Annotated in this window: 22 protein-coding genes and 1 pseudogene; 6 read left to right on the top strand and 17 right to left on the bottom strand. The window is 56.4% G+C overall.

Going from position 1 to position 20602, the window contains the following annotated elements; translation table 11 throughout:
- Positions 1–49: 49 nt before the first annotated feature.
- Both QFX16_RS04995 and QFX16_RS04990 read left to right on the top strand, forming a co-directional pair.
- Positions 50–565 (top strand): hypothetical protein, encoded by a 516-nt coding sequence (locus QFX16_RS04995; RefSeq protein ID WP_283183057.1) that lies wholly within the window; start codon positions 50–52, stop codon positions 563–565.
- A 137-nt stretch (positions 566–702) separates the two neighbouring features.
- Positions 703–1407, top strand: a complete 705-nt coding sequence (locus QFX16_RS04990; RefSeq protein ID WP_283183056.1) for a hypothetical protein — start codon at positions 703–705, stop codon at positions 1405–1407.
- Between the two features lie 74 nt (positions 1408–1481).
- Here the strand turns inward: QFX16_RS04990 and QFX16_RS04985 are convergent, their stop codons facing one another.
- Both QFX16_RS04985 and QFX16_RS04980 read right to left on the bottom strand, forming a co-directional pair.
- Positions 1482–1976, bottom strand: a complete 495-nt coding sequence (locus QFX16_RS04985; RefSeq protein ID WP_283183055.1) for a RidA family protein — start codon at positions 1974–1976, stop codon at positions 1482–1484.
- Positions 1977–2161: 185 nt separating this feature from the next.
- Positions 2162–2422, bottom strand: coding sequence for a DUF3077 domain-containing protein (locus tag QFX16_RS04980; RefSeq protein WP_283183054.1), 261 nt, complete (start codon positions 2420–2422; stop codon positions 2162–2164).
- Here QFX16_RS04980 and QFX16_RS04975 point away from each other — a divergent pair.
- Both QFX16_RS04975 and QFX16_RS04970 read left to right on the top strand, forming a co-directional pair.
- A pseudogene (locus QFX16_RS04975) lies at positions 2378–3318 on the top strand (aminotransferase class I/II-fold pyridoxal phosphate-dependent enzyme). The gene QFX16_RS04980 and the pseudogene QFX16_RS04975 sit on opposite strands and share 45 nt — an antisense overlap.
- Before the next feature lie 568 nt (positions 3319–3886).
- Positions 3887–4165 carry a DUF3077 domain-containing protein gene (locus QFX16_RS04970; RefSeq protein WP_283183053.1) on the top strand — a complete coding sequence of 93 codons (279 nt, stop codon included), beginning with the start codon at positions 3887–3889 and terminating at the stop codon, positions 4163–4165.
- A gap of 58 nt (positions 4166–4223) precedes the next feature.
- Here the strand turns inward: QFX16_RS04970 and QFX16_RS04965 are convergent, their stop codons facing one another.
- The 15 genes from QFX16_RS04965 to QFX16_RS04895 all read right to left on the bottom strand — a co-directional run bounded on the left by QFX16_RS04965 (position 4224) and on the right by QFX16_RS04895 (position 17349).
- Positions 4224–4427, bottom strand: coding sequence for a hypothetical protein (locus tag QFX16_RS04965; RefSeq protein ID WP_283183052.1), 204 nt, complete (start codon positions 4425–4427; stop codon positions 4224–4226).
- Between the two features lie 3 nt (positions 4428–4430).
- Complete coding sequence (locus QFX16_RS04960) at positions 4431–4883, bottom strand: hypothetical protein (RefSeq protein ID WP_283183051.1); 453 nt, start codon at positions 4881–4883, stop codon at positions 4431–4433.
- A complete protein-coding gene (locus QFX16_RS04955; protein WP_283183050.1) occupies positions 4867–5505 on the bottom strand; it encodes a DUF6036 family nucleotidyltransferase in 639 nt (212 codons plus the stop codon). Before QFX16_RS04955 ends, QFX16_RS04960 begins: the two co-directional genes overlap by 17 nt.
- Before the next feature lie 199 nt (positions 5506–5704).
- The gene (gene cyoE, locus QFX16_RS04950) at positions 5705–6592 is read right to left on the bottom strand and encodes a heme o synthase (protein WP_095132943.1); all 888 of its coding nucleotides are present in this window, start codon (positions 6590–6592) and stop codon (positions 5705–5707) included.
- A gap of 11 nt (positions 6593–6603) precedes the next feature.
- Entirely contained in the window at positions 6604–6939 is a 336-nt protein-coding gene (gene cyoD, locus QFX16_RS04945) for a cytochrome o ubiquinol oxidase subunit IV (protein WP_008025399.1), read from the bottom strand.
- Complete coding sequence (locus QFX16_RS04940) at positions 6940–7566, bottom strand: cytochrome o ubiquinol oxidase subunit III (RefSeq protein ID WP_283183049.1); 627 nt, start codon at positions 7564–7566, stop codon at positions 6940–6942.
- Between the two features lie 3 nt (positions 7567–7569).
- Positions 7570–9600, bottom strand: coding sequence for a cytochrome o ubiquinol oxidase subunit I (gene cyoB, locus QFX16_RS04935; protein WP_283183048.1), 2031 nt, complete (start codon positions 9598–9600; stop codon positions 7570–7572).
- Positions 9601–9603: 3 nt separating this feature from the next.
- Positions 9604–10548 (bottom strand): ubiquinol oxidase subunit II, encoded by a 945-nt coding sequence (cyoA, locus tag QFX16_RS04930; protein ID WP_283183047.1) that lies wholly within the window; start codon positions 10546–10548, stop codon positions 9604–9606.
- 815 nt (positions 10549–11363) lie between these two features.
- Positions 11364–11873 (bottom strand): disulfide bond formation protein B, encoded by a 510-nt coding sequence (locus tag QFX16_RS04925; RefSeq protein WP_283183046.1) that lies wholly within the window; start codon positions 11871–11873, stop codon positions 11364–11366.
- Positions 11874–12063: 190 nt separating this feature from the next.
- Positions 12064–12840 carry an ABC transporter substrate-binding protein gene (locus QFX16_RS04920; RefSeq protein ID WP_283183045.1) on the bottom strand — a complete coding sequence of 259 codons (777 nt, stop codon included), beginning with the start codon at positions 12838–12840 and terminating at the stop codon, positions 12064–12066.
- Positions 12841–13077: 237 nt separating this feature from the next.
- Entirely contained in the window at positions 13078–13530 is a 453-nt protein-coding gene (gene moaE / locus QFX16_RS04915; RefSeq protein WP_046045949.1) for a molybdopterin synthase catalytic subunit MoaE, read from the bottom strand.
- Between the two features lie 3 nt (positions 13531–13533).
- Positions 13534–13776 (bottom strand): molybdopterin converting factor subunit 1, encoded by a 243-nt coding sequence (gene moaD, locus QFX16_RS04910; RefSeq protein WP_283183044.1) that lies wholly within the window; start codon positions 13774–13776, stop codon positions 13534–13536.
- Positions 13773–14246, bottom strand: coding sequence for a cyclic pyranopterin monophosphate synthase MoaC (gene moaC, locus QFX16_RS04905; protein WP_129438276.1), 474 nt, complete (start codon positions 14244–14246; stop codon positions 13773–13775). The genes moaD and moaC overlap by 4 nt, the downstream gene beginning before the upstream one ends.
- 234 nt (positions 14247–14480) lie before the next feature.
- A complete protein-coding gene (locus tag QFX16_RS04900) occupies positions 14481–15875 on the bottom strand; it encodes a PhoH family protein (protein WP_129438280.1) in 1395 nt (464 codons plus the stop codon).
- Between the two features lie 349 nt (positions 15876–16224).
- Complete coding sequence (locus QFX16_RS04895; RefSeq protein ID WP_283183043.1) at positions 16225–17349, bottom strand: polysaccharide deacetylase family protein; 1125 nt, start codon at positions 17347–17349, stop codon at positions 16225–16227.
- 229 nt (positions 17350–17578) lie between these two features.
- Here QFX16_RS04895 and yaaA point away from each other — a divergent pair, with 229 nt between their 5' ends.
- Both yaaA and QFX16_RS04885 read left to right on the top strand, forming a co-directional pair.
- A complete protein-coding gene (yaaA, locus tag QFX16_RS04890) occupies positions 17579–18358 on the top strand; it encodes a peroxide stress protein YaaA (RefSeq protein WP_283183042.1) in 780 nt (259 codons plus the stop codon).
- Between the two features lie 807 nt (positions 18359–19165).
- Positions 19166–20482, top strand: a complete 1317-nt coding sequence (locus tag QFX16_RS04885) for a nucleotide sugar dehydrogenase (RefSeq protein WP_283183041.1) — start codon at positions 19166–19168, stop codon at positions 20480–20482.
- Positions 20483–20602 lie beyond the last annotated feature (120 nt).

The following is a 20602-nucleotide window of genomic DNA, read 5'->3' as shown; positions in this document are numbered from 1 at the left end:
ACAGCAACGGCTAATATCCCGGCACTCATTTCGGCAAGGACGCTGCACGATGCTTAACACCCTGCAAAACACCCCGCTGTGGGTTTACGCGATATTTCTGCTGCTGTGCTACTACGGCGTCAAAGCCCTGTCCCCGACCCGCGAAAGCAAAACTTCATTGCTCGTCACAGCGCCGATATTGCTGAGCTGGTCACTGTATTCGCTGAACCTGACGCTAAATCCGCAGCTATCGGTCGGTTGCTGGTTGGCCGCCGTCATCCTGGGCAGCCTCGCGGCACTGCTGATTTTCCCACGCAAGGGCATTGAGCTGGATGATCCACAAACCGGCCTGATCGTGCCGGGCACAGCAAAAATCCTGATGCTCTACCTGCTGTTTTTTGCGGTGAATTATTACTTCGGCTACCAGGATGACGTTCACCCGGAGCTGGCCGCGACCCTTGAGATGTTGCTGCTCAAGGCATCGGCGTCCGGTTTTGTCTGTGGACTGATCAGCGGTCGGGCGTTGACGTTTTATCGGCTGCTGCTGGCACTTCAGGCAAAACGCCCCCAGATAGTCGCCGGTTAAAAGCCGCTGTGCCAAAAATGATGACCAGCCGCCTGTTCATCCGTGACAACGCCGCCTCGGTCCAATAGATTAGGCGGCCTGAAAAGGCCCAGAGCTTTCTCGCCTCAACCCAAGTTAAAAGAAGTAGTGAAATTTCAATGTCCGATTCCAATACCGCTGAATCCGTAGTCACCTTGTCGTCCAAAGCGGAATACGAAAACTCCATCAATCTTTCACAGCACGTGCCCCAGGCCAAGACCATCAGCGAGATGGTCTTGGACGCTTTCCAGTCCACCCGGGAAAGCGACCAGATCCGCGAGCTGCGCGCCGCGATTCGCCAGGCTCACGACAGCTTCGACGACGATAAAGCCTACGAATTGATGGGCGAACTCAAGCAACTCAAGGACGCTGAGACTGCCGACATTGCAGCCCTGGAAGACTTGAGCAGCAAATTCCCGATCAGCCGGATTCTCTCCAGTTTCAAGGACGACCCGGCATTTCAGGAATTGGTCTATGGCCTCGCACTGAAAGTGCTGAACCAGACCCACCAGGCCATCAGCAACCCGAGCAGTGGCAAAAGCAAGACTGCTCGCGCCAAGAAAGATGTCGAAGTGTTCACCATCAGCAAAGACGGTATCAGCGTGACGTTGCCGCTGCGTACTCCGCGTTCGCGACTGAACGTTGACCGTGAAGCGCTGGAGTTCCTGGGCTTTACCTTCGTCGGCGAAGGCGAAGAAGCGGAGCTGGAAAGCGAGACGTTCCTGGACAATGCCGGGGCCGAACAAGCGGCTAACCGCAAGAACATCATCACCGCGCTTCAGCAGCAAACCGCGTTCGATGGCTACAGCATCGCCGCGCAGTAACACACGTCATCGATGACTGAAAAGCCCCGCACTGAGATTCAGCGCGGGCCTTTCAATTGCCTGCTGGTTCATTGTTAGAGCGTTGATGGCCGTATCGCCACGATCATGTCAACTTCAATGGCTGCGTCTTTCGGCAGTTGATAAACGCCGATCGTGGTTCGTGTATGTTTACCGGCATCGCCCAGTACATGACTGAAAACGTCCGATGCGCCGTTGGCCACTTCGCTCAAATCGACAAAATCCGCGGTGGACTTTATGTAAACCGTGACGCGCAATAGCGACTTGATCTTGTCCAGCGAACCGATGGAATCAACAATCAATGCCAGACCGCGCAACGCACTGATGCTGGCAGCGCTCTGTGCATCTGCCAGCGTCAGATCCTGGCCTACTCTGCCCGGATACTGAATTTCACCATTCATCCGCGGCACCAAACCGCTGATGTAAAGCTCATCGTGATGCCGCACCAACAGCGCGTAATGCCCGCCGGCCGTATTCTCACCGTAGATGTCGTAACCGAGCTCTTTTGCCAGCGCGATGAATCGTTCATCACAGGTCATGTGTTCAGTCATCTATCCTCCTCGATCAAAAATTGGATCCGTTTTTTTTGACAGATTAGCCCAAAGATCTCGATTCGGGTGCTGGCCTATGAAAATCAGCTCGGATCAAATTGATGTCCCTTAGATTCGAAAACGATTGAACTGACGAGCGAACACCTGAATGCCCCGCCTTCGAAAGAAGTGCGGGGTTTTTTTGTTCAAGCGCGGTTGCTACACGGAGCGTCGAGCACCTTCAACACGTCATCGATGATCGCTTTGCTCATATCCTGCAAAAAATGCGCCGCCCAGGCATGGATGTCGGTATAGCGAACCATGGCGGCGTCTGATGCAAGGAGTTTGGCGACGTGGAGCAGATCAGAGGCGTGGGAGAGGGCTTGAATCACCGGGACGCCGGCGTTTATGCGGAATAGCAGTTGGTTAGGCCTGGCGTGCCACTGGTCCAGCAGATCGTCGACCAATTGTCGGTGGCGATCAGCCAGGGCGGACTGCCTCACGGGGCCAAACTGCCGCCAATCCGCGAACTCTCCGACTTGATGAACGTTGGCAAGTCGACACCGTGCTGCTCGACGATCGGTGTTACTTCACCATGCACACCAATCTGGCCTTGCATGGTGCCAAGGTCATCACAATCCCCCGCGGGAGTGACGGCATGGACCTTGAGGCCTTCGAGCAACCGCTGATTGCCCATCGTCCCGTGCTCTACATGGCCAACAATACCTTGCACAACCCGACCGGGCATTCGTTCTCCCCGGCGCAGGTTTATCGCTTGCTGGAGTTGAGTCACCGCTATGGTTTCCACATCCTCGAAGACGATTTGTATTGCGACCTGCAGCAACGAACGACGCCGCGACTGGCGGCGGGCGGGCTGGACAATGTCAGTTACGTGTCCGGCTTCTCCAAGACCCTGACGGCTAACAGCCGCGTCAGCTACGCGGTACTGTCACCGCAACTGGCTGCGCGGCTGGTTGCGCTCAAAATGGCCTGCGGTGTCATGACTTCGGAACTGGCGGAGCAGATTATCTGCACGATGCTCAGTGACGGCAGCTATGCCAAACATACCCGGCGCACGGTGGATCGGCTTTAAGAGTCGAGCAGTCGGGTGACGAGTTGGCTGGTGAAGGCAGGTTGCTCGGCGTCTTCGCTGCCGGGGGAAGGGTTGTTTATCTGGACGCGTCTGCCCGAAGGGCTGCATGCCGAAACGCTGGCAAGGAAAGGCCTGGAAATCGACCTTGTACTGGCGCCCGGCACCCTGCTCAGCAAAGCGCCGAGCGCTAGCCACTTCCTGCGTTTCAACGTGGCGCACAGCGATAACAGCCAGGTGCGGGAACGGTTTTTCCGGTTGCTAGACACATAAAGTAAATAACTGACTGATATCAATTCTGTGGGAGCGGGCTTGCCCGCGAAGGTGGCGCATCAGGCAACATCAATACTGACTGTGACGGCCTCTTCGCGGGCAAGCCCGCTCCCACAAGGATTGTGGTGATCACACTGTCGACCGACAGGATCAGACCAAAGTCATCTTCTACAAGATGTCGCCTGACATGCTCACAAGCCACCAGATCGCTACGATTGCGGCTTCTGAAAATGCCCGATAGCTTGAGGCTGTCGCTGCCAATTCAGCGACCGGGCCTGATAACCCGGTAATATGCGCGCGTACCAGCGCCCAAATCATGATTGCAGGCGTTTTTTTATGTCTGCAAACTCATGCACTGGCGGCTGTGCGCGGGAGACCTTCGGGTCTGCCGGGTCGTGCATACCGGTTTATCAGCCTGCGCATAGCTGCCACCCATTCGCCTGATAACGAACGTGGCAGCTCTACTTTGGTTCTGGAGTTTGTTCATGCACGTTATTGATCCGTCCAAAATCTGCACCTCTGCTCCACCGGTCATCCCCCACCACCGCCCAACCACCGGAGGTGCCCAATGACCAACCCCCAAGACCTGAAAACCATCGGTCTCACCCCTTTCTCCTACCACGCCGACCAACCGCTGTTCCGCATCAATGCCGGTGTCCCGGTGATCAAAGCCCTCTCCCACGCCTCCGACCTGCTCCACGTCGCCAAACTTCTCGCATCAGACGCCGCCATGGTCCGCGACACCGACCGACACGCCTGGGCGTCGCATTTTTTGCAGGATATGAGTAAGGCGATTATCGATGACGTGGTGAAGGTGCTCGACGCACCGGGTAGCAACCGCGCTTGAACAAAAAAGCCCCGCCCCTCTCTCGAGGGCGGGGCTTTTCAAGTATCAGACCAGTAGCTCAACCATGACGGGGATTTCCCCCACCAGCCTGACCAAAAAGGCAGCCTGCGCCCTGGTCTTCGACTTGATCTTGCGAACATGTTTCGAGAGCGGGCTTGTTCTTCACCAAATTGCTACACAGCTTATTAAGCTTGCCTTGGCGTTGGGCAGACATGTCGTCAACGCCCCGCATCAACTCCGCAAAAAGATCGCGCTTTGTCATGAGCTACCTCATGGTTGCCCGCTGCTCAGCCTCGTAATGCCGAGTCTGGAAAGGCATGAGCGTTTGAGCCTTCAGGCCAAGGCCTTCACTCAACCCCCAAGAGACGGCGAGCTCATCACGACGTCGGCGCAGCGGTGCGACTGCTTGTGGCGCCACCTCTCGACTGGAAGTCGTATATGCAAAAAGCTCAAGAGCATTGAGGGTTTCAGAAACGCGGATATCGGATACGCACGCAAAGCGAGTGAATCGTTCAAGCAGATAGCCTGCACGGCGAACCTCCACTTCGTCAGTGTGGCAATTCAGAAAAGCTGTGACTTCGCTCTCAAGGTTCGAATTCGAGTACCAAACAGCTTTGGCGGCGCTCACAAGCGCAGCGTCATCCGCTTGATTTAAGGGGCTTTTGACCAGTGTGTCCAAGGCGGATGAGAGGACGTGGCCGTTAAGAGGCTTCGTCATCTGTATTCTCCAAGTAGTCTTGCAAAATATTGGTGAGAACCGAGGTTGGTGGCTCTTTGTTGCCAACATATACATCAATCGCCTGCAATGCCAGTCGATGGAGCTCGGTGCTCAGTATGAAGCCCCCCCTGAGAAGCGCCATGATATCGCCGATGTCCTGTTCGGTAGCTCTACCCAGCTTAGAGATGGCAATGGCGATAGGTGCGGCAATGTGGACGTGCAAAGGAGATTCGATCGGAAACTCCATAAGAGGAAGGCTCCGCTCCCAGTAGTCCTCGTGAATTGGGCCAAAGCTTGTGTTGTATTGAAGGTCATAGTTCAACTCCATCAATCGACCGGATCGCTCATCGACAAATTGCTCAGGTATCTCCGCGAGCATGGTTTGAAGGTGAAGAGCTTCCGGGACATTCGCCTCATAGATCTCGGCATCGACGTCCGTGGAAACACGATGATTTGTATAAAGGTGAACTGCGCAGCCACCGAACACGATAATTTTGACCGCCCCAGGTTCTGCGCTCTCAAGTACCAGTTCCGCTTCGACGGATTTGAACATCGAAATCAAAGCCTGCCCCAATGCCTTGCTCGTATTCACGCAGGGGGTGATTGCGTCCGGCAGTTCCATTTTCGAACCTCTAACACTGTTGGGGTGTGGCGCGGCGCCTAACAAATATCGCCGCTGTATTGGCAGCGTCAGAAGGTTAGGGAGGCGACTTCCGACCGACAACCTGAAAACCCTGTGGGAAGATTCTTGTGTAAGCCCGACCAACAAAAAGCCCCGCGCTTCTCACGAAGGCGGGGCTTTTCTTTGCAGCGTATGAATCTTAAGGCGCGTACGTCAGCAACAGCTCACTTGGCACTTTAAAGTCCAGCGACATCATCACGCTCAACGCGGTAATGGTGAAGATCGAGAACACGAACAGCTTGCGTGCCCAGACCGTGTCATCCACTGCCTTGTAGCCGGTCCAGGCCATGTACAACCAGTACATGCCCATGGCCGCGGCGACGGCGAGGTAGCTCATGCCGGCGTAGCCGCTGAAGGTCAGCATCAAGGTCGCCACGAGGAACGCCAGGATGTAGAGCAGGATGTGCTTCTTCGCCACTTGAATCCCGCGCTTCACTGGCAACACCGGAATCGATGCGGCCAGGTAATCGTTGAAGCGGAAGATCGCGATGGCGTAGGAATGCGGCATCTGCCACAGGCTGAACATCACCAGCAACGTCAGTGCGGCCATGTCGAAGCTGTTTGTCACAGCCACGTAGCCAATCACCGGCGGCATGGCGCCCGACAGACTGCCCACCAGCGTGCCGTGAACCGACTTGCGCTTGAGGTACAGGCTGTAGAAGCCGACGTAGATGACAAAGCCGATCACCGCGAACAACGCGGCCAACGGGTTGGCCACTTTGTACAACAGTGCAACGCCGAAAACACCCAGGACGGTCGCAAAAGCCAGGGCCAGTTTCAGGGAGATCAAGCCCTGGACCAGTGCCCGGTTCTTGGTGCGTTCCATCTTCAGGTCGATGTCGCGGTCGATGCAGTTGTTGAACACGCAACCGGAAGCCACCACCAGCGACGTGCCGATCATGGCGGCCAGGAAAATGGCCAGATCGACATGCCCTTTCGAGGCCAGGAAAAATCCGCCCGCCACAGAAAGCACGTTACCGAAAATGATCCCCGGTTTGGTGATTTGGATAAAGTGCTTAAAGGACATCCGGACTTTCCTCAGTGCGCCATCATGTTGGTGTGGATGCTGAACATGATCCACAACGACAGGCCAACCAGCAGGACAATCACGATCGCGGCGAAAACAAACGCAATCACGTTGTTACGCTGCGCGGCCGAACGGTCCAGGTGGAGGAAGTACACCAGGTGCACCAGCACCTGGATGACTGCGAAGGCCAGTACGATCCACAGGGTCAGGGCTTTCGGCAGCGATGGGTACATCACCAGACCGAAAGGAATGACGGTCAGGATCACCGACAGGATGAAACCGATAGCATAGGACTTGACGCTGCCGTGGCCGGCGTCGTGGCTATCGTGGGAATGAGCGTTAGCCATTTACATAGTCCCCATCAGATAAACAACGGTGAATACGCAGATCCACACCACGTCCAGGAAGTGCCAGAACAGGCTCAGGCAGCTCAGACGGGTCTTGTTGGTCGCCGTCAGGCCATTTTTCTGCACCTGATACATCATGATCGCCATCCAGATCAGACCGCTGGTCACGTGCAGACCGTGGGTGCCGACCAGGGTGAAGAACCCGGACAGGAAGCCGCTGCGGCTAGGGCCGTAGCCTTCGGAAATCAACACGTGGAACTCGTTGATCTCCATGCCGATGAAGCCGGCACCGAACAGGAAGGTCATGCCCAGCCAGCCCAGGACCTGGTTCTTCTTGCCCTTGAACAACGCCAGCATGGCGAAGCCGTAGGTGATCGAACTGAACAGCAGCAGAGCGGTTTCGCCCAGTACGTATGGCAGCTCGAAGATGTCGTGGCCCGACGGGCCACCCGCTACGTTGTTAACCAGTACCGCGTACGCCGCGAAGATCGACGCAAACAGAATGCAGTCGGTCATCAGGTAGAGCCAGAAACCGAATACGGTCATCTCGCCCGAGTCGTGGTGATGGTCGTCGTGCCCATGGTCCGTGCCATGGGCGTGTCCAGCAGTGGTCACTAAGTTCGACATGGTTTAAGCCTGTTCCAACGAGGTTTCAACACGGGTGGCGGTGGCTGGAACTTTCCCGGCCGCTACCAGACGCTTGTGCTGCTCGGCTTCGATGCGCTCGATCACGTCGACCGGCACCATGTAGCCTTGATCATCACGTGCAGCGTGGATCACGAAGTAGACCACGGTGCCAACCAGACCAACGATGGCCAACCACCAGATGTGCCAGATCATCGCGAAACCGAACACGGTCAACAGAGCCCCCATGACCACACCGGTCGCGGTGTTGTTTGGCATGTGGATCGGTTCGTACTTGGCCGGAGCCTTGTACGCGGTACCGTTTTCCTTGGCTTCGGTGAACGGATCGATGGTTTCCGCTTTTGGCAGCACGGCAAAGTTGTAGAACGGTGGTGGCGACGAGGTCGACCATTCCAACGTGTGTGCATTCCACGGGTCACCGTGTTCGCACATGTTTTCCGGCTTGTTGCGATCACGCACGCTGACGTACAGCTGAATCAGCTGGCAGGCGATACCGACCGCGATCATCACCGCACCGAACATGGCGACGTACAGGTACGGCACCCACTCAGGGTTGGTGGTGGCGTTCAGACGACGGGTCATGCCCATGAAGCCCAGTGCATAGAGCGGCATGAACGCGACGAAGAAGCCCGAGATCCAGAACCAGAACGCTGCCTTGCCCCAACCTTCGTGCAGCTTGAAGCCGAACGCTTTAGGGAAGTAGAAGCTGAAGCCTGCGATGTAGCCGAATACCGCGCCGCCGATGATCACGTTGTGGAAGTGAGCGATCACGAACAGGCTGTTGTGCAGGACGAAGTCCGCACCCGGAATGGCCAGCAGTACGCCGGTCATGCCGCCGATGGCGAAGGTCACCATGAAGCCCAGGGTCCACAGAACCTGGCTGGTGAAACGCAGACGCCCTTGGTAAATGGTGAACAGCCAGTTGAATAGCTTCACCCCCGTCGGGATCGAAATCAGCATCGTCGCCAGACCGAAGAAGGCGTTGACGCTGGCACCCGAACCCATGGTGAAGAAGTGGTGCAGCCAGACCATGAAGCCCAGGATCGAGATCGCGCCCGATGCGTAGACCATCGAGTGGTGGCCGAACAGACGCTTGCCGGTGAAGGTCGAGATGACTTCGGAGAAGATCCCGAACGCCGGCAGAATCAGGATGTAAACCTCGGGGTGACCCCAGGCCCAGAACAGGTTGACGTACATCATCGGATTGCCACCAAGTTCATTGGTGAAAATGTGGAAATCCATGTAACGGTCAAGCGTCAGCAGTGCCAGGGTAGCGGTCAGGATCGGGAACGAGGCCACGATCAGGACGTTGGCCCAGGTGCAGGTCCAGGTGAAGATCGGCATGTCCATCAGCTTCATGCCCGGGGTACGCATTTTCAGCACGGTGGCCAGGAAGTTGACCCCCGTCAGCGTCGTACCCAACCCGGATAGCTGTAGCGCCCAGATGTAGTAATCCATCCCCACGCCCGGGCTGTATTGCAGGCCCGACAGCGGCGGATAGGCAACCCAGCCGGTCTTGGCGAATTCGCCGACGCCCAGGGACAGGTTGATCAGCACCACGCCCGACACCAGCAGCCAGAAGCTCAGGGAGTTCAGGAACGGGTAGGCCACGTCACGCGCGCCGATCTGCAGCGGCACTGCAAGGTTCATTAAGCCTGTGAAGAATGGCATCGCCATGAAGATGATCATGATCACACCGTGAGCGGTGAAGATCTGGTCATAGTGTTCAGGCGGCAGGTAGCCAGGCGAACCCTCGGTGGCCATGGCCAACTGGGTACGCATCATGATGGCGTCGGCAAAACCGCGCAGCAGCATGACCATGGCAACGATGATGTACATCACGCCGATTTTCTTGTGGTCGACCGAGGTCAGCCACTCGGACCACAGATAGGTCCACTTCTTGAAATAGGTGATTGCAGCGAACAGCGCCAGACCACCGAGCGCGATCATGGCGATGGTTATCATCACGATCGGTTCGTGGAACGGGACCGCTTCCCAACTTAATTTACCAAACATCGTTTACTCCTCTGCCCCGGCAGCTGAATGCGAACTCATGTCCATCCCTTCCATGGCGGCCATTTCGTGCTCTTTCTTCTCGTGGTGCATCGGCTTGCCCGGTTTCATGCCTTCGTACTTGTCGACGATGATCTGGAACAGGTTCGGCGTGACCGAGGAGTAGAGCTCGACTGGGTTGTTCTGGCTTGGCTTGGAAAGGGCTTCGTATTCAGCTTTTTCAAGCTGTTTAGGTGCCTTTTTGACTTCGCTGACCCAGGCGTCGAAATCTTCCTGAGAGGTGGCGATAGCTTTGAATTTCATGCCGGTGAAACCAGCGCCGCTGTAGTTGGCGGAGATACCGTCCATTTCAGCGTTCTGGTTGGCGATCAGGTGCAGTTTGGTCTGCATGCCGGCCATCGCGTAGATCTGGCCGCCCAGGGCCGGGATGAAGAACGAGTTCATCACGGAGTCCGAAGTCACCTTGAAGTTGATCGGCGTGTGCGCCGGGAACACGATCTTGTTGACGGTGGCGATGCCTTGCTCTGGATAGATGAACATCCACTTCCAGTCCAGCGCGACTACTTCAATGGTGATCGGCTTGACGTCGGATTCCAGCGGCTTGTAAGGATCCAAGGCGTGGGTCGACTTGTAGGTGACATAACCCAGGGCAATGATGATCAGCACTGGAACAGCCCACACCGCGATTTCGATCTTGGTGGAGTGCGACCATTTCGGCGTGTAGACGGCGTCGGTGTTGGACGCGCGGTATTTCCAGGCGAACAGGAAGGTCATGACGATGACCGGAACCACGACCAACAGCATCAGCAGCGTTGCGGTGATGATCAGGTTTCGCTCGTCCAGGCCGACCTGGCCCTTGGGATCGAGCAAGGTCATGTTGCAGCCTGACAGCAACAACGTGCCGATCAGCGGCAATAAGCCTAGTAGTCTGGGGTACCTGTTTTTACTCATCTCACGACCTCTAAAGCAGCTTGCGCAATGCAGTTGGGTTTTGATCGCCAACACTTCGCCCTGCCAAGGGTTGGCATTTTTCTTGGATTGAATAAGTGGCTGCCCGTCGCGCGTCAGACGCTGTTCGACAAATCCTGGGCTAGCGTTGAGTTCTTATTCGAATTCGTGGTCAAAGGCCTTGTTACAGACCAATTCCATTTGGTGCGGATAATTGGAAGGCACCGACACCTGGGAGTCGCATGAAGCCAAAGAGCCTCTCGACGCCCTATTCCTGCTCAGGGATGAGCAGTGCCGGGAATTCAGTGCGGGCGATTGTAGATATGTAACGTTTTATAAACCATGTCTCATCCAGAAATAATTCTTATCCATTCCAGCAACAATCATTAACGGTATTTGCAAAAGTGCGCCATGGTATCGAAATTCATTCTCAACAAAAACACCAAAAATTGTAGGTCTACCTCAGGCAGTTCAGACAGTATCGAAGGCTCTGCGCCCTCCTTCGACCCTGCCAAAACCCCCATGTGACAAGGGCTTCGGCGATTCGCCAAGGCCTGTTAAAACTGCCTGTTCCGGATTTTTGAGGCTGAAGTTGCCAGACGCTAAAACAGGCCAATTTTGTTGCGTAGCCATGTACCAATTCGGCGCCCTGTAATGCCTTGCGACACTCCCGCTGTGACAACATGTCGCACACGTGCCGCACCCATACTTGTCGCGCATCAAGGTCATTTTACCTGCGCCCTGAAATGCAAAACGCCCCGACCCCCTCAACGAGGGCCGGGGCGTTTTTTTGTGTGGCAGCGATGCGGCGGATGACTTCAGCGCAGGGCTTTGCGATTACGCGAAGTGAGCAGCGGCACCAGCACCACGATTAGCACAAAGGCTAGCAGCGCCCATTGTGCAAGCGACAGACCGAGGATCGGCGGGTACGGCGTGGAGCAGAAGCCGTCGACCTGGAAGCCCAGCGGGAAGATCTTCGCCAGTGGCAAACCGTCCACTATCGGTTGCAGTACATCGATGCCGCAGCTGACCGCCGGATAGAACTGGGTATAGACGTGATGCCCGGCCACCCCGACGCCTGCAATGGCGCAGATCACCACCAGGGTTTCAAATACCGTGATGCTGCGCCGGGTGCGCATGGCCGCGCCGATGAACGCGAAGAGCGCAATCAGCAGCAACGCATAACGTTGCAGGATGCACAGCGGGCATGGCGCCTCGCCCAGAACAATTTGCATGTACATCGCGCCACCGATCAGCCCCAGGCAGATGAAGCCCAGCAACACCAGATAGCGCCGTTCACGGCCCAACCGCATCGTTTCCTCGCTCATTGCGTTTCCCTTCTAAATATCGATTGCCCAGAAGTCTACACGCTGGCCCTGACCTTTGAGAGTCCGGCGCGCACATCGGGGTATCGGGGAATAGACGACAAGCCGGTTAAGAAGGGATTAACTTTCAAGCGTTTTTCAGGAATCGGAACCGCGCAGAGGCTTTCGTGAGAAAGCCCCCGCCAGCAATTGATCAATCGCCGTAGATATCAGACTTGAAGTACTTCTCTGAAATCTTCTGGTACTCGCCACTGGCGCGAATGCCGTCGATGGCCGTGTTCAGCTCGGAGACCAACTCAGTGTTGCCCTTGCGCACCGCGATCCCGGCGCCCTCGCCCACGTATTTCGGATCCTTGAGCTCCGGCCCGACAAAGGCATAACCCTTTCCACGCGGCATCGTCAGGAAGTCATTCAGCGGGATGGTATCGGCAAAAATGGCATCGAGGCGACCGGCAGCCAGATCCATGTAGATCTCTTCGTTGTTGCCGTAACGCTTGACGTTGATACCCTTCGGTTCAAAAACCTCAGTGGCATAACGGTCGGTAGTGGTGGCGCGCTGCACACCAACAGTCTTGCCCTTGAGGCTGGCGTACTGGTCATCCACGACCGCACCGTCCTTCATCACCAGACGCGATGAGGTGAAATAGTACTTGTGGGTGAAATCCACCGACTTCTTGCGGTCTTCGTTGATGGTCATGGACGACAGCGCCATGTCGATTTTCTTCACTTTAAGGGAAGGAATCAGACCGTCGAACTCACCTTCGACCCAAACGCACTTGACCTTCATCTGCGCGCACAGGGCACTGCCGATGTCGTAGTCGAACCCGACAATCTCACCTTTATCGGTTTTGGACGCGAACGGCGGATAAGCCGCTTCGATACCGATGCGCAGGGTTTTATCGGCGGCGGACAGGCTGCTGCACGCCAACAGGCTCAGAGCCAGACCGGTGATGAGGGGGAATTTCTTCATGTTCGTTCTCTCGCGGGTTGTTGTTGGTTTGGCAAGACAGAAGAATGAGCAGAAACGGGGAAGCGCTTTTTTGTACTTATAATTCCATACTGGACTTTTATGTATAGGCCGTCAATCGGGGTTCTTGAAGATGTGGCCGCCGATGGTCGGGAGGTCAATCAGTGGGAAATGGGGTGATGCAGATGGCCTCTTCGCGAGCAAGGCGGACTGACAGTCAATGAAGAACTTACTGGCTGTTTACTGCTTCCAGCGATCCGCCGCCGCATGATCACTGTCGCGCCCTTCAACCCAACGCGACCCGTCAGGGGTGTTTTCTTTCTTCCAGAACGGTGCGCGGGTTTTCAGGTAGTCCATGACAAAGGCGCAGGCATCGAACGCGGCCTGGCGGTGGGCGCTGGCGGCGCCGACGAAGACGATCGGCTCACCCGGTTCCAGGGCACCGATGCGATGCAGCACTTCAAGTTTGAGCAGCGGCCAGCGCTGCTCGGCCTCTGTGGCGATCTTGGCGAGGGCTTTTTCAGTCATGCCCGGGTAGTGCTCAAGGAACATCCCGGCGACGTCGAGTCCGTCATTGAAGTCGCGAACATAGCCGACAAAACTCACCACCGCCCCAACGCCCACATTGGCGGCGTGCATGGCGTTGACTTCAGCACCCGGATCGAACGCCGTGGATTGCACGCGAATCGCCATGGCTCAGCCTCCGGTCACAGTCGGGAAAAATGCCACTTCATCGCCATCGCTCACCGGCTCATCGAGCTGGCACAGGTCTTCGTTGCGGGCGCACATCAGGTTCTGTTCGCTCAGCACATCGGCACCCTCACGCTGGGCCAGCAGCGCACGCACATCGTCGACCGTAGCGAAATCACCTTCAACCTTCACCGAGTCCACGCCGAGCGCTTCACGGTAACGGGCAAAAAACTTTACGGTGAGGTTCATGGCTGATCCGCCTGGAAATGGCCGCTCTTGCCGCCGAGTTTCTCCAGCAGGCGCACGCTTTCGATGGTCATGCCGCGATCCACAGCTTTGCACATGTCGTAGATAGTCAGCGCCGCGACGCTGGCAGCAGTCAGGGCTTCCATCTCTACGCCGGTCTGCCCGGACAACTTGCAGCGCGCGACGATGCGCACGGTGTCGTCGCCTTCGGCATTGAGTTCGACCTTGACGCCGGTGAGCAGCAGCGGATGGCACAGAGGGATCAGATCGCTGGTTTTCTTCGCGGCCTGAATGCCAGCGATACGCGCCACGGCGAACACATCACCCTTGGGGTGACCGCCGCTGACGATCATCTGCAGGGTTTCGGGCAGCATGCGCACGAGGGCTTGGGCCGTTGCTTCACGGAACGTCACGGCTTTTTCAGTGACGTCGACCATATTGGCGCGACCTTGGGAATCGAGATGAGTCAGCACAGGGATACTCCTGATCAGGAGCACCGATTGTAAACCTGTGGGTCAAAATTCCGCACGCAAGATTATCCGATCACCACAAACCCAATGTGTGCGGGCTTGCTCGCGAATGCGGTGTGTCAGTCGCATTGATGTCGGATGTGCCGCCGTCTTCGCGAGCAAGCCCGCTCCCACAGGGTTATGTGTTGGGCATAAAAAACCGGGCGGCCTGTGAGGCGGCCCGGTTTTGGTGAGGGTTTACAAATGCGATTCGGCGTATTCAGCCAGAATCGAACGTGGCACCCCTTGCAGGGTGATGTGCACACCGTTGGGGAAATCCTTGAAGCGCTCTGTCAGGTACGTCAGCCCGGAACTGGTCGCGGACAGGTAAGGGGTGTCGATCTGCGCCAGGTTACCCAGGCACACCACTTTGGAACCGGCGCCGGCACGAGTGATGATGGTTTTCATCTGGTGCGGCGTGAGGTTCTGGCACTCATCGATCAGGATCAGACTCTGCTGGAAGCTGCGGCCTCGAATGTAGTTGAGGGATTTGAACTGCAACGGCACTTTGCTGAGGATGTAATCGACACTGCCATGGGTGTTTTCGTCATCCATGTGCAAGGCTTCGAGGTTGTCGGTGATGGCGCCCAGCCAAGGCTCCATTTTTTCCGCTTCAGTGCCGGGCAGGAAACCGATTTCCTGATCCAGGCCCTGCACGCTACGGGTCGCGATGATCCGGCGATAACGTTTGCTGACCATGGTCTGCTCGATCGCCGCCGCCAGTGCGAGAATGGTTTTACCGGAACCTGCTGCCCCGGTCAGGTTGACCAGGTGGATATCCGGATCGAGCAAGGCGTACAGCGCCAGGCTTTGATAGATGTCCCGCGGTTTCAGGCCCCAGGCTTCCTGGTGCAACAGGGGTTCCTGATGCAGGTCGAGAATCAGCAGCTTGTCTTCCTCGATCTCCTTGATCCAGCCGACAAAACCCTGTTCGTCGATGATGAACTCGTTGATGTGCACCGCCGGCAGGTTGTCGATCAACTGCACTTGGTGCCAGGTGCGGCCATGATCCTGACGGGTGTCGACATTCCTCACACGGTCCCAGAAGGAGCCGGTCATGTTGTGATAACCGTTGGGCAGCAGCGACACGTCGTCAACCAGTTGGTCGGTGCTGTAGTCCTCGGCCGCAATCCCGCAAGCCCGGGCCTTGAGGCGCATGTTGATGTCTTTGGTGACCAGCACCACGGGCAGCTTTGGTTCGCGCGCGTGCAGGTCGATCAACTGGTTGATGATGATGTTGTCGTTCAGGTGCTCAGGCAGAATGATGTTCGGTTCGGCACGTTTGCTCATCAAAATTGACAGCAAACCCTTGGGCCCACTCTTGCCGCGCTGGATCGGCACACCGAGTTCGACATCTTCGGGGCTGGCATCGCCCAGAGTCTTGTCGATCAGGCGAATCGCCTGTCGGCATTCCGCAGCCACGCTGTGATGCCCGCTCTTGAGCTTGTCGAGCTCCTCAAGCACGGTCATCGGGATGGCGACGTGGTGTTCTTCGAAGTTAAGCAGGGCGTTTGGATCGTGAATCAATACGTTGGTATCGAGTACATAAAGGATTGGCTGGTTGGAGGAAGAACTACGTCCGTGATCATCCATACTCGGTCACCTTTGTGGGAGCCAGTCGACGCAATACCGTGACAGTGCTGCGCCTCGAAGTGGCCACCGAATTCACCCCGCACTACCGACAAAGAGCGGACGCAAGTGAACTGCATCAAGCTGGGTCTTGGAAGACGCCACCTGTCTGCAGGTTTCGGCGGTCTGTCTTCGTAATACTCCAAAACCTGTGACAGAAAAAAGTACTTTGACGTTTTTTTGAAGTTTATTTTTCAGAGTGACCAATAGCACTAGGCGGATTGCCATCATCCCGTTAAAGTCGGAAGTCCGCCTGCATCGAATTCTCGCCAAAAATCACTCATCGCCCAGTGTTTACGGCCTTTCGCCGTTTTCAGCGAAACGCGTCCTGACAGTCTTCCCAGCCGATTCCGCTTTGCGCCGTTTGCGTGATGAGCCAGGGCATTGCCGTTTTCAGCGCATCCTGCTTCACGTTGAAGTTGATCACCCCGTGGCGCCACAACAGCATCAGGCTCAACACCCGTTGCGCGCTCTGATTGGCTTTTAGCTTGCCGGCACCGTCCTGGGCATCGATATCCCACAGCGCCACCTGCAAGCCTTGGGATTTGAAGAATCCTTCAGCATCAGACCGACGCTGACCATCGGGCGGCCGAAACAATGGCACGTAGTTCTCGGGCAGTTTGCTTTTGACCAGATCGACGCTGCGTCGCACCGAGTCCTGCCAGTCCTGCCAGTGGCTGTGGGAGCGAAACTCCCAGCCTTGCGCGCCAATGCACTGCTTCGAGTACGTCGCTTGCAGGCTGGCTACCGAACGATCGGCCAGACGGGCCTGGATGTCCTTGCCGAGGACGAAGAACGTGCCGCTCATGTTCGACTTGCGCAGGTATTCCGTGGCCCAGGCGGTGTTATCCGGCGCGGTATTGGCGGCACTGTCGAAAGTCAGCAAAAACAGCCGGTCATGCATCTGATCGCCGTTGCGCTCATAGTCGCCAAAACGATCGACTTCGCTGCTGGTTTGCGGAAACAGCGCTGCCTTGCGCAATTGCTCGTCCAGGTACTGGGCGTGGAACAGTCGGCTCGGCTCGGCCCACTTTATGTAGTAGCTCTCATCGCTGACCTGAAACTTGGCGGCTTGCTGGCGCAGGGTGTCCATGTCCTCGACCAGGAAACAGAAGGAGGCATCCTGATCGCAGCTCTGCTGGGCGTAGTTGTAGTTGGTAAGCAGTCGCTGCCACATGCGCTGGCGCAGGTTGTTGATCGATTCCAGATTGACCGTGCGCAACCCCAGGCGCTGGGCAAGGCTCACTTCATCCAGGGATTCGCTGGCCAACAGGACGCGAGAAAACATTAGGATCTCGGCCCGTGATGCCACATCAAACAGGGTCGGGCTGTTGAGCTGTTCAGGCCAGGTGCTGCGATCAAGCGTCGCCACATCGCCCGACGCCGCCATGGCACCAAAGCTCAACAGCCAGGCCGAGAATAGAAAAACGATACGCAATGGGATGTCTCCATAACAAAACCCGCGCGGCACTATATCGCGGGAAGATCAAAAGATCGCAGCCTCGCTTCGCTCGACAGCTCCAGATGTACGCGCACAGTAGGAGCTGTCGAGCGGAGCGAGGCTGCGATCTTGTTCCATGGCACCACCGATCACCTATGACGCTCATAGCTGGAGTCAACACGGACAACCCCCTAGAATCGCCCCCACGATTAAAGGAGACGACTTCATGCTGATGGTGATTTCCCCCGCCAAGACCCTCGATTACGAAACACCGCCGGCGACCCAGCGCTTCACCCAGCCACAATACCTCGACCATTCCCAGGAGCTGATCCTGCAATTGCGCGAGCTGGCCCCTGCGCAGATCAGCGAGTTGATGCACGTCTCCGACAAGATCGGCGGGCTCAACGCCGCGCGTTTCGGCAGTTGGACGCCCGCGTTCACTCCGGAAAATGCCAAGCAGGCACTGCTGGCATTCAAGGGCGACGTCTATACCGGGTTGAATGCTCAAACCTTCAGCGAGGCCGATTTCGATTACGCCCAGCAGCACTTGCGCATGTTGTCCGGCCTGTACGGCCTGCTGCGCCCACTGGACCTGATGCAGCCGTATCGACTGGAGATGGGCACCAAACTGGCGAATGCCCGTGGCAAGGACTTGTATGCCTTCTGGGGCACACGGATCAGCGAATGGCTGAACGAAGCCCTGGCCGATCAAGGCGATGACGTGCTGCTTAACCTGGCCTCCAACGAGTACTTCTCGGCGGTCAAACGCAACGCCCTGAACGCGCGCATCATCAATACCGAATTCAAGGATTTGAAGAACGGCCAGTACAAGATCATCAGCTTCTACGCGAAGAAGGCCCGCGGCATGATGACTCGCTTCGTCATTGAAGAGCGCATCAACGACCCGCAAGCCCTCAAAGAGTTCGACGTACAAGGTTATCGCTATAGCGCCGAGCAGTCTAAACCGGACAATCTGGTGTTCCTGCGCGATCACGCCCCCGAGTAAACACCCGGTTGGCGCACGCCTTATTAATGGGTCGTGCGCCACGTCCAATCGTCCAACAATTCCCCGCCCCATTCGTCACTCTACTGACGTCAAAAATCAATCACTCGATTTTCTAACTTTAGCTTCACTCGACTTTGTTGATTCTTTTCAGTAGTGGCACTTAATTTTTTTATCAGTAGTGGCAAATAACCATCTAAACCGACAATAACCCTATGTATCAAGGGCGAAACAGGCGTTGCTATCAATATGAAAGCAGTGCCATCTTTTTCAATATTTCAAGAAATTTCAGAATTCGCGATGGACGGACAGGAACTATGTCCAAATGCGTCGCTCATACCACCGGTAACCATTCTCTCTGAGCTTGTACGAGATAACTTACACAGAGAAGAGATTCACATAGCAAAGTTGTCACATTAACTTCTGCTTACTGATCCCTGATTTGGGCAACACATGAAGGACAGGAGGTAAACATCATAAATATCCCCTACAAGGCCAAGGCTGCGCCCCTATAAACGTGCTCACCTGAGCACCCAACCGCTTGATTTACGGGCTTCTGGCCTGGCATTGAGCGCGCAAGACCTTTGCACGAAGGTCTTCTGATTAGAAGATCAGCTGCATAACAGGGCACGCCATAACAATAAAAGCCTAGTTGCGCACATCTTGAGTGAACTTATTTAGACACTCGGAACTTATATGCCTGCACGCGGCATTGTGACGCCTTTAAGGCGCACTTCCGAGTGCACTATAACCGCTGAACACCATTAACTCCGGCCATGTAATGGCTTGATAAACACAGAGGTAATTGCGATGCGCATCAGCATATTTGGTTTGGGTTACGTCGGCGCAGTATGTGCCGGCTGCCTGTCTGCACGGGGCCATGACGTCGTTGGCGTCGATGTTGCCAAAGACAAAATCGATATGATCAACGCCGGTAAATCGCCGATCGTTGAACCGGGTCTGGGCGAGCTTCTGCAGAAGGGTATCGAGACGGGCAAATTGCGCGGCACGACCAACTTCGCCGAGGCGATTCGCGACACCGACCTGTCGATGATCTGCGTCGGCACGCCGAGCAAGAAGAACGGCGATCTGGAACTGAACTACATCGAAGCCGTGTGCCGCGAGATCGGTTTTGTCCTGCGTGACAAGACCACCCGTCACACCATCGTGGTTCGCAGCACCGTACTGCCAGGCACTGTGGCAAACGTAGTGATCCCGATCCTCGAAGACTGCTCCGGCAAGAAAGCCGGCGTCGACTTCGGTGTTGCGGTGAACCCTGAGTTCCTGCGTGAAAGCACCGCGATCGCCGACTACGACCTGCCGCCAATGACCGTCATCGGCGAGTTCGACAAAGCTTCGGGTGACGTTCTGCAATCGCTGTACGAAGAACTCGACGCTCCGATCATCCGCAAGGACATCGCAGTGGCCGAGATGATCAAGTACACCTGCAACGTGTGGCACGCCACCAAGGTGACCTTCGCCAACGAGATCGGCAACATCGCCAAGGCCGTCGGCGTCGATGGTCGCGAAGTGATGGAAGTGGTCTGCCAGGACAAGACGTTGAACCTGTCCCAGTACTACATGCGCCCTGGTTTCGCGTTCGGCGGTTCCTGCCTGCCGAAGGACGTTCGCGCCCTGACCTACCGCGCCGGCTCCCTGGACGTGGAAGCACCGCTGCTCAACTCGTTGATGCGCAGTAACGAGTCCCAGGTGCAGAACGCCTTCGACATCGTCACCAGCCACGGCAAACGCAAAGTCGCCCTGCTGGGTCTGAGCTTCAAGGCCGGTACTGACGACCTGCGCGAAAGCCCGCTGGTTGATCTGGCGGAAATGCTGATCGGCAAGGGCTACGACCTGAGCATCTACGACACCAACGTCGAATACGCCCGTGTCCACGGTGCGAACAAGGATTACATCGAGTCGAAGATCCCTCACGTCTCGTCCTTGCTCAATTCCAATTTCGACGACGTGATCAACAATTCCGACGTGATCATCCTCGGCAACCGTGACGAGAAATTCCGCGCCCTGGCGCAGAACGCTCCACACGGCAAGCAAGTGATCGACCTGGTCGGTTTCATGTCCCAAGCCACCAGCGTGAGTGGCCGGACTGAAGGCATCTGCTGGTAACAAGCGGCATCGGGAGGGTTTGCGGGGGCTCACATCGCCAGCAAACCCTCCCGGCTTTTTCGCCTGCCTTAACCCCATCGGGCCACCCCACAGGCTCGCCCGAGATAGAGACGGATGCAG

The organism is Pseudomonas svalbardensis (assembly GCF_030053115.1).
GTDB classification, from domain to species: domain Bacteria; phylum Pseudomonadota; class Gammaproteobacteria; order Pseudomonadales; family Pseudomonadaceae; genus Aquipseudomonas; species Aquipseudomonas svalbardensis.
This window is presented reverse-complemented; position numbering and strand designations above follow the sequence as displayed.

What these genes read in the sequence shown, in the direction of transcription:
- QFX16_RS04925 (WP_283183046.1), bottom strand. Translation starts at nt 11,873, where the DNA reads ATGAGCGAGGAAACGATGCGGTTGGGCCGTGAACGGCGCTATCTGGTG.
- QFX16_RS04960 (WP_283183051.1), bottom strand. Translation starts at nt 4,883, where the DNA reads ATGACGAAGCCTCTTAACGGCCACGTCCTCTCATCCGCCTTGGACACA.
- QFX16_RS04920 (WP_283183045.1), bottom strand. Translation starts at nt 12,840, where the DNA reads ATGAAGAAATTCCCCCTCATCACCGGTCTGGCTCTGAGCCTGTTGGCG.
- QFX16_RS04885 (WP_283183041.1), top strand. Translation starts at nt 19,166, where the DNA reads ATGCGCATCAGCATATTTGGTTTGGGTTACGTCGGCGCAGTATGTGCC.
- QFX16_RS04970 (WP_283183053.1), top strand. Translation starts at nt 3,887, where the DNA reads ATGACCAACCCCCAAGACCTGAAAACCATCGGTCTCACCCCTTTCTCC.
- cyoB (WP_283183048.1), bottom strand. Translation starts at nt 9,600, where the DNA reads ATGTTTGGTAAATTAAGTTGGGAAGCGGTCCCGTTCCACGAACCGATC.
- moaD (WP_283183044.1), bottom strand. Translation starts at nt 13,776, where the DNA reads ATGAACCTCACCGTAAAGTTTTTTGCCCGTTACCGTGAAGCGCTCGGC.
- yaaA (WP_283183042.1), top strand. Translation starts at nt 17,579, where the DNA reads ATGCTGATGGTGATTTCCCCCGCCAAGACCCTCGATTACGAAACACCG.
- QFX16_RS04990 (WP_283183056.1), top strand. Translation starts at nt 703, where the DNA reads ATGTCCGATTCCAATACCGCTGAATCCGTAGTCACCTTGTCGTCCAAA.
- QFX16_RS04940 (WP_283183049.1), bottom strand. Translation starts at nt 7,566, where the DNA reads ATGTCGAACTTAGTGACCACTGCTGGACACGCCCATGGCACGGACCAT.
- cyoD (WP_008025399.1), bottom strand. Translation starts at nt 6,939, where the DNA reads ATGGCTAACGCTCATTCCCACGATAGCCACGACGCCGGCCACGGCAGC.
- moaE (WP_046045949.1), bottom strand. Translation starts at nt 13,530, where the DNA reads ATGGCGATTCGCGTGCAATCCACGGCGTTCGATCCGGGTGCTGAAGTC.
- cyoA (WP_283183047.1), bottom strand. Translation starts at nt 10,548, where the DNA reads ATGAGTAAAAACAGGTACCCCAGACTACTAGGCTTATTGCCGCTGATC.
- QFX16_RS04955 (WP_283183050.1), bottom strand. Translation starts at nt 5,505, where the DNA reads ATGGAACTGCCGGACGCAATCACCCCCTGCGTGAATACGAGCAAGGCA.
- QFX16_RS04995 (WP_283183057.1), top strand. Translation starts at nt 50, where the DNA reads ATGCTTAACACCCTGCAAAACACCCCGCTGTGGGTTTACGCGATATTT.
- QFX16_RS04985 (WP_283183055.1), bottom strand. Translation starts at nt 1,976, where the DNA reads ATGACTGAACACATGACCTGTGATGAACGATTCATCGCGCTGGCAAAA.
- cyoE (WP_095132943.1), bottom strand. Translation starts at nt 6,592, where the DNA reads ATGTCCTTTAAGCACTTTATCCAAATCACCAAACCGGGGATCATTTTC.
- QFX16_RS04965 (WP_283183052.1), bottom strand. Translation starts at nt 4,427, where the DNA reads ATGACAAAGCGCGATCTTTTTGCGGAGTTGATGCGGGGCGTTGACGAC.
- QFX16_RS04900 (WP_129438280.1), bottom strand. Translation starts at nt 15,875, where the DNA reads ATGGATGATCACGGACGTAGTTCTTCCTCCAACCAGCCAATCCTTTAT.